Source organism: Haloimpatiens lingqiaonensis (assembly GCF_901447495.1).
GTDB classification, from domain to species: domain Bacteria; phylum Bacillota; class Clostridia; order Clostridiales; family Clostridiaceae; genus Haloimpatiens; species Haloimpatiens lingqiaonensis.
In genome coordinates this window covers 1-6,087 of sequence record NZ_CABDWS010000115.1, presented here as the reverse complement: position 1 = coordinate 6,087, position 6,087 = coordinate 1, and the positions used below count along the sequence as shown (strand labels likewise).

Genomic DNA, 6,087 nt, shown 5'->3' with positions numbered 1-6,087 from the left:
TTGATAACAAGATAGGATTAAAGCCATATCAGCTAAGGGAAGAAATAAAAATGCCGAAGGCTCCAGAAGGATTAGAATACAGAAATTTAGGTACAATGGAGCACAATATATGTGATGTATTAGCTCAGAGAATGAAAGGAAGAAAAATGAGTTGGTCTATTAAAGGTGCCAATAATTTAGCTAAAATACTAGCTGAAAAAGCAAGTAAAAGAATATACAATGTGATAAATGAGGTATGTTCAGGAGTTGTTTCAGATGATAAATTAGAAACAATAACAGAGATGATTACATTAACAGCAGCTGATGTAAATAAGAAGGTAAAGAAAAGTAAGTATTATCCTATACAACAAGCAAGAGTACCATTTACAGGCTGCGCCATGACTAATGGAAGAAAAGCTATACAAAGCTTTTTTAAAGAAAAAAATTTTAGTGAACTTATTTATAGATAGTTTTAAAATTTTGAATAAAAAGTTAACGGGATAAGTGCGCCCTTTCGGGCTGCGGGCGAAGCCCTTTTGGAATAAAATTTTCAACTGAATTTATAATGGAAAAATTAAGAAATAAAATTGCCCACTTTAACTTGACACAAACTTCTTTGTGTTGTTAATTGAAAAGTGTATAACAAAATGATATACTATACAATAGACTAAATATATACAAATGCTCTGCTCACATGAAGTGGCCAAGGCAATTTAAATTTTAGGGGTGAAAAATATGCCTAAAGAAAAAGGAACGAGAACCTTAGCAGAAAATAGAAAAGCAAGACATGATTATTTCATAGAAGAAGTCTATGAAGCTGGAATAGAATTAGTAGGAACAGAAGTAAAGTCCATAAGAGAAGGAAAAGCTAATTTAAAAGATAGCTATGCTGATATAAGAAATGGAGAAGTATTTGTAATAAATATGCATGTAAGCCCATATGAAAAGGGAAACATATTTAATAAAGATCCATTAAGAGATAGAAAATTACTTCTTCACAAAAGTGAAATTCTTAAATTAACTGGTTTTACAAGCCAAAAGGGATACACTTTGGTGCCTTTATCTTTATATTTAAAAAATGGAAGAGTAAAAGTAAGCTTAGCAGTGGCAAAAGGAAAGAAAAATTATGACAAGAGAGATGCTATGCTTGAAAAAGCTGCCAAGAGAGATATTGATAGGCAGATGAAAGAAAGAATGAGATTATAGGCATAATGTAATTGCTTTTTACAAGTATTAATACTTGATTAATTATCATATGTATTGTATTATAATAACGTATCATGATTTTGACATTGCGCTATATATAGGTGTATAATAATAGATACACTTTGTTTATAGTAAAGTTTAAATTATGGTTACACTTTGAAAATTAAATATCGGTGGCGTTCCTGTGTGTAAATTATCATGGGGGCGTAATGGTTTCGACGGGGGTGCGTAGCTCCTGGGAAGCGAGTCGAGGGACCCATGGGCCCGCGTTAAAAAACTATGGATTTAAATATAAACGCAAACGATAATTTAGCATTAGCAGCTTAGTATAGCCGCTCGTCAGCCTAAGAGTCCCGCGACTTAGGGTCTGGCGTCGACAGCGGGGAACCGAGCCCTACAAAGCTTTGAGTAGGGAACGGAATTTATGAAGCTACCAAAACCAAAAGCCTGTCCTTAGGCGTTTGGCAGAGGGAATTTTAAAATAAGGACTGCACTCGGAGATGCTCAGGGGATGCGGCTTTCGGACAGGAGTTCGATTCAGAAGGGTCGCCCTACGAAGTGATTTGTAGGTGAAAATCTGGCTTTATCGGTGAACCCGTAACAGTTAAAGCTGACGGCAATACCGAGGGGTATGTGAAGAAATTCAACAGCCCCGTATCGACTTATAGGTTTCTAAGTTAGAGACAATGCAGTAGTGTAATTTAATACTGTTATAGAAGTACACTTTAAATTTTTCTTTCTTATAGAAGAAGATAAATTTTACAGTGTGATGATGCTCTAATAAGAAATACTAGGATAGAAGTTTTAAAACTATAATATGGCTTCTATAATACGCCAGAGAACTTGGAAAAAAGTTCAAAATATAGTCAGTGCTGGCAGAAATGCCAGAATAGCATGTCTCCTCGCCTCCACCAATAAAAAAACCCATCACAAAAACGTGGTGGGTTTACCTATTTTATACTAATAAATTCTTCATAAAACTTTTCTTTAGCTTCAAGCATTTCTTTAGAATATTTTCCATTTCGAGGAGTAACTTCTTTGTATTTTTCAATTATTAACCTAGCTCTTTTCTTCTTAAGAAACGAAGAAAATTTGACTCCAAAGAATTAAATTAGTAAAATTATAAAATCAACAGATAAAAAATTAATCTCAAAAGGGGAAAGATGTAATGAATAAACCAGTACCAATAACTGAATTTGTAGGAACAGTAAAATATGGAGATACAGTAGGACTTGTTATAACAAATGTAGATAGCGTTTTGCGAGATAAAATGGGATTAGACAAAAGCCACAGAGCCATAGGTATTATAAGCAACAGGACTGGAGCAGGTTCTCAAATTATGGCTGCTGATGAAGCAGTAAAAGCTACTAATACGAAAGTAGTAAGTGTTGAACTTCCAAGAGATACAAAAGGGGGAGCCGGACACGGTTGTTTAATCATACTTGCATCAGAAGATGTATCGGATGTAAGAAAGGCAGTAGAAATTACTCTTGATAATACGGAAAGAAATTTTGGAGAAGTGTATGGATTTGAGGCAGGTCATGTGGAATTGCACTATACTGCAAGAGCGAGCCTTGCGCTAAACAAAGGTTTTGAGGCTCCTATAGGAAAAGCTTTTGGAATAATTGTAGGGGCACCAGCAGGCATTGGAGTTGTAATGGCAGATACTGCACTTAAAGCTGCAAATGTTGAACTTATTAATTATTCAAGTCCAAGTCAAGGAACTTCATATTCAAATGAAATCATAATAACAATAACAGGAGACTCAGAGGCTGTAAGACAAGCGGTAATTGCTGCTAGAGAAGTAGGGTTATCCATTGCTAAATCAATGGGTGAAAATCCTATATCCACTACAGGAAAACCTTATATCTAATACAGTTGTATGATTTAACTTTATCAATAAATGGGGCTGTTGCATTAAAGAATTTACATAGGATGTATTCTTAGTGCCACAGCCCCTTCATATTTCACATTTACCATTTAGAGCAAGCTGCCTTATGACTATTTTGCCATTTTCACATTAGACTTCATTGTTCTATGATATTATTAGAAAAAGTGTTTTGATAGTTTTTAATTCATGGAAATTTCATGAAATTAGGTATATAATAGATAAATAAAATAATATTTGGATAGTTGAATTTATGCGATAAAAACATTAAGAAAGGTTGAATAACATGTATTTACCAGAAAAAATTCAAAATTTTATTAAGGGTATGGAGTTTCATAATGACCACGAAGGAATGTCAAAAGCAAAAGTAGTTAAATGTATTGGAGAAAACAAAGAACTATATTTAAAGATAGAAAAAGTATCTGATGAGCCAGAGAGAGAATATGGTATTTATAAGTGGCTTCAGGGGAAACTTCCAGTTCCCAAGATCATTTGCAGGGTTATTGAAAATGGTATTTCATATATGTTGATTGAAAAAGCAGAAGGTATTATGCTAGAAAATAATTTATATAGAGACAACCCTAATTTATTAATTAAGCTTGTAGCAGATGGAATAAATCAATTGCAGAAGCTAGATATATCTGAATGTAAATTTGACAGCACAATTGATTATAAATTAAAAAAGGCAAAAGAGCGTATAGATAATGGTCTTCATCTAGAAGTGGATCAAAATAAATACACTGAGGGCATTGAAAATACAGATGAAGCATATGAGTATTTAGTGAAAAACAAACCAAAAGAGACATTGGTATTTAGCCATGGTGATTATTGCTTTAACAATTTATTCACTGATGGAAAAACCATAACAGGATATATAGATATGGGACGTGGTGGCATTTCTGACAAACATCAAGATATTGCATTATGCTTACGTGAACTTTTAGACTTTCCAACAGAATATACAGATAAATTTTTAAAAAATCTTAAATTTAAGCCAGATATGAATTTAATAAGATATTATATATTACTTGATGAATTGTTTTGATTATGAACGTACTTGCAAATTATTGATAGATACAAAAGAAAACGCATACGTATATAGAGGAAATACATATACCTATAAAGGGAAATACATAGGGTTGCAAAATGGAACAAGTATAATTATTTTCATGTTCTGTTAGCACATAGCATAGTAAGACAGGTATTTACCTCTTAAATGTATTAACATTAGATATGAAAGGAGGGGGAATATGGATTGGCTAAACTCTATGAATAAAGCAATAGAATATATTGAGGACAATATTACGGAAAAAATAGATATAAAGGAAATTGCAAAAATAGCTTTGTCCTCAGAATTTCACTTTCAAAGGATGTACTACATGATAACAGGTGTTACAATAAGTGAATATATAAGAAGAAGGAGGTTGTCTTTAGCCGCACAGGACTTATTTATGGGGGCAAGGGTAACTGACGTAGCTTTTAAATATGGATATGAATCCTTAGAGGCATTTTCAAAAGCGTTTAAAAAAATGCATGGAATAAATCCGTCTAAGGTAAAAAAACAAGGAGTAAAGCTAATTTCTTATCCTAAGCTATCCTTTCATATTTCACTTAAAGGAGAGAAGAGTATGGATTATAAAATTGAAAAGAAAAAAGGGTTTAAAGTAATAGGTAAGCAAAAAAAAGTTAATATGAATGGAGGAGAAAATTTTAAGGTTGTTCCTATGTTTTGGGATGAATTAATGAAGGATGGAAGATTAGAATTCTTGGGGTCAAAAGCAGGAAAAATGGGCGTTTTAGGTGTATGTAAGGATTTTGATATGGTTAAAAATGAGTTTAATTATATGATTGCTGTAGAGGATACAATGGAAGCTTTACCAAAGGGGTATATAAAAGCTAATATCCCTGATGCAACATGGGCTGTATTTGAGTCAATAGGACCTCTACCAGAAGCTATTCAAACCTTAACAAGAAGAATATTTACAGAGTGGCTACCTTCATCTGGTTATCAACATGATTGTGCACCGGAGCTTGAAGTTTACTATAGTGGTGATACTAAATCAGAAGATTATAGATGCGAAGTGTGGATACCAATTAAAAAGTAAATATTTACAAAGCTTTGATAGATAGCACATTTGAAATGATAAGGCTAGTCTCTAGCATACATTATCAACTGTCTGTAGGTGGCTTAAATAGCTGCTACAGGCAGTTGTGTTTTTGAACAGTAAGTGTGGTTCTACAGTTATATAACATGAATGAAAGAAGACAAGTTTCTTAACAACAAAAGCCAATGACAAATTTCTAATAAGAAATTTAATCACTGGCTTTGAAATTATTTTATTATATAATTGTAAGTATAGGCCTTACGAATTTTCTTACTTACATTCCATGTACACTTCATGCCTTTTGGAAAAGACACTAGCATTCCTTCTTTAATATGAGCTACTTCATCGCCAACAGTTACAACTACATCTCCTTCAAAGAAATAGCATACTTCTAATTCTTCAAATTCCCAGTCAAATACACTAGCTTCACATTCCCAAGTTTCCCAATTGTCGATTCCAATCTTTTGTGCTTCTTGAATAGACATTTCTTTCATTATTATCTTGTTCATATATTTCATCCTTTCTTTAGAGAAAAATTTACTCTAAAACAAATCTACGTTTAGAAAAATTTTAAGTAATATAAATCTGCCATAATTTTTGAGGTTCGTCAACACAAATGATTTATTTGAATGAGGTTTGTGGCTGTGAGGTAAGTTCACTTTAAGAATGTAAAATTACGTATTTTACAGATATATTAAGATGAAAAGCAAGTAAATATTAAGTGGATAATTAAAAAAGGTGCTGATATAATGTTTCTATAATATTTATAAAGGAGATAAAAAATGAAATACTATTTAGCACCAATGGAAGGAATTACAGGATACATAAAATAAAGGAAAAATAAAGGGGACAGTTAACAACTTTTTAGCAAACTATTGCTAAAAAGTTGTTAACTGTCCCCTTTTATTC

At 32.5% G+C, this 6,087-nt stretch carries 4 protein-coding genes, 1 other RNA gene and 2 pseudogenes; 6 read left to right on the top strand and 1 reads right to left on the bottom strand.

Going from position 1 to position 6,087, the window contains the following annotated elements; translation table 11 throughout:
• The 6 genes and pseudogenes from FGK85_RS14245 to FGK85_RS14220 all read left to right on the top strand — a co-directional run.
• A pseudogene (locus tag FGK85_RS14245) lies at positions 1–449 on the top strand (ISLre2 family transposase); the annotation flags it as partial.
• Between the two features lie 265 nt (positions 450–714).
• Positions 715–1,185: an SsrA-binding protein SmpB gene (gene smpB, locus FGK85_RS14240; protein WP_138207734.1), complete on the top strand. Its 471-nt coding sequence runs from the start codon at positions 715–717 to the stop codon at positions 1,183–1,185.
• A 208-nt stretch (positions 1,186–1,393) separates the two neighbouring features.
• Positions 1,394–1,725, top strand: a transfer-messenger RNA (tmRNA) gene (gene ssrA / locus FGK85_RS14235).
• A gap of 625 nt (positions 1,726–2,350) precedes the next feature.
• Positions 2,351–3,058, top strand: a pseudogene (gene pduB, locus FGK85_RS14230) (propanediol utilization microcompartment protein PduB); the annotation flags it as partial.
• A 301-nt stretch (positions 3,059–3,359) separates the two neighbouring features.
• A complete protein-coding gene (locus FGK85_RS14225; protein WP_138207730.1) occupies positions 3,360–4,118 on the top strand; it encodes an APH(3') family aminoglycoside O-phosphotransferase in 759 nt (252 codons plus the stop codon).
• Between the two features lie 205 nt (positions 4,119–4,323).
• Positions 4,324–5,178: an AraC family transcriptional regulator gene (locus tag FGK85_RS14220; RefSeq protein WP_138207728.1), complete on the top strand. Its 855-nt coding sequence runs from the start codon at positions 4,324–4,326 to the stop codon at positions 5,176–5,178.
• Positions 5,179–5,405: 227 nt separating this feature from the next.
• On the opposite strand, the gene FGK85_RS14215 is transcribed toward FGK85_RS14220, so the two are convergent.
• On the bottom strand, positions 5,406–5,687 hold the full coding sequence (locus tag FGK85_RS14215) for a cupin domain-containing protein (protein ID WP_138207726.1): 282 nt from the start codon (positions 5,685–5,687) through the stop codon (positions 5,406–5,408).
• Positions 5,688–6,087 lie beyond the last annotated feature (400 nt).

Bases quoted from the DNA above. Each gene is read 5' to 3' on its own strand.
- FGK85_RS14225 (WP_138207730.1), top strand. From the start codon at position 3,360: ATGTATTTACCAGAAAAAATTCAAAATTTTATTAAGGGTATGGAGTTT.
- smpB (WP_138207734.1), top strand. From the start codon at position 715: ATGCCTAAAGAAAAAGGAACGAGAACCTTAGCAGAAAATAGAAAAGCA.
- FGK85_RS14215 (WP_138207726.1), bottom strand. From the start codon at position 5,687: ATGAACAAGATAATAATGAAAGAAATGTCTATTCAAGAAGCACAAAAG.
- FGK85_RS14220 (WP_138207728.1), top strand. From the start codon at position 4,324: ATGGATTGGCTAAACTCTATGAATAAAGCAATAGAATATATTGAGGAC.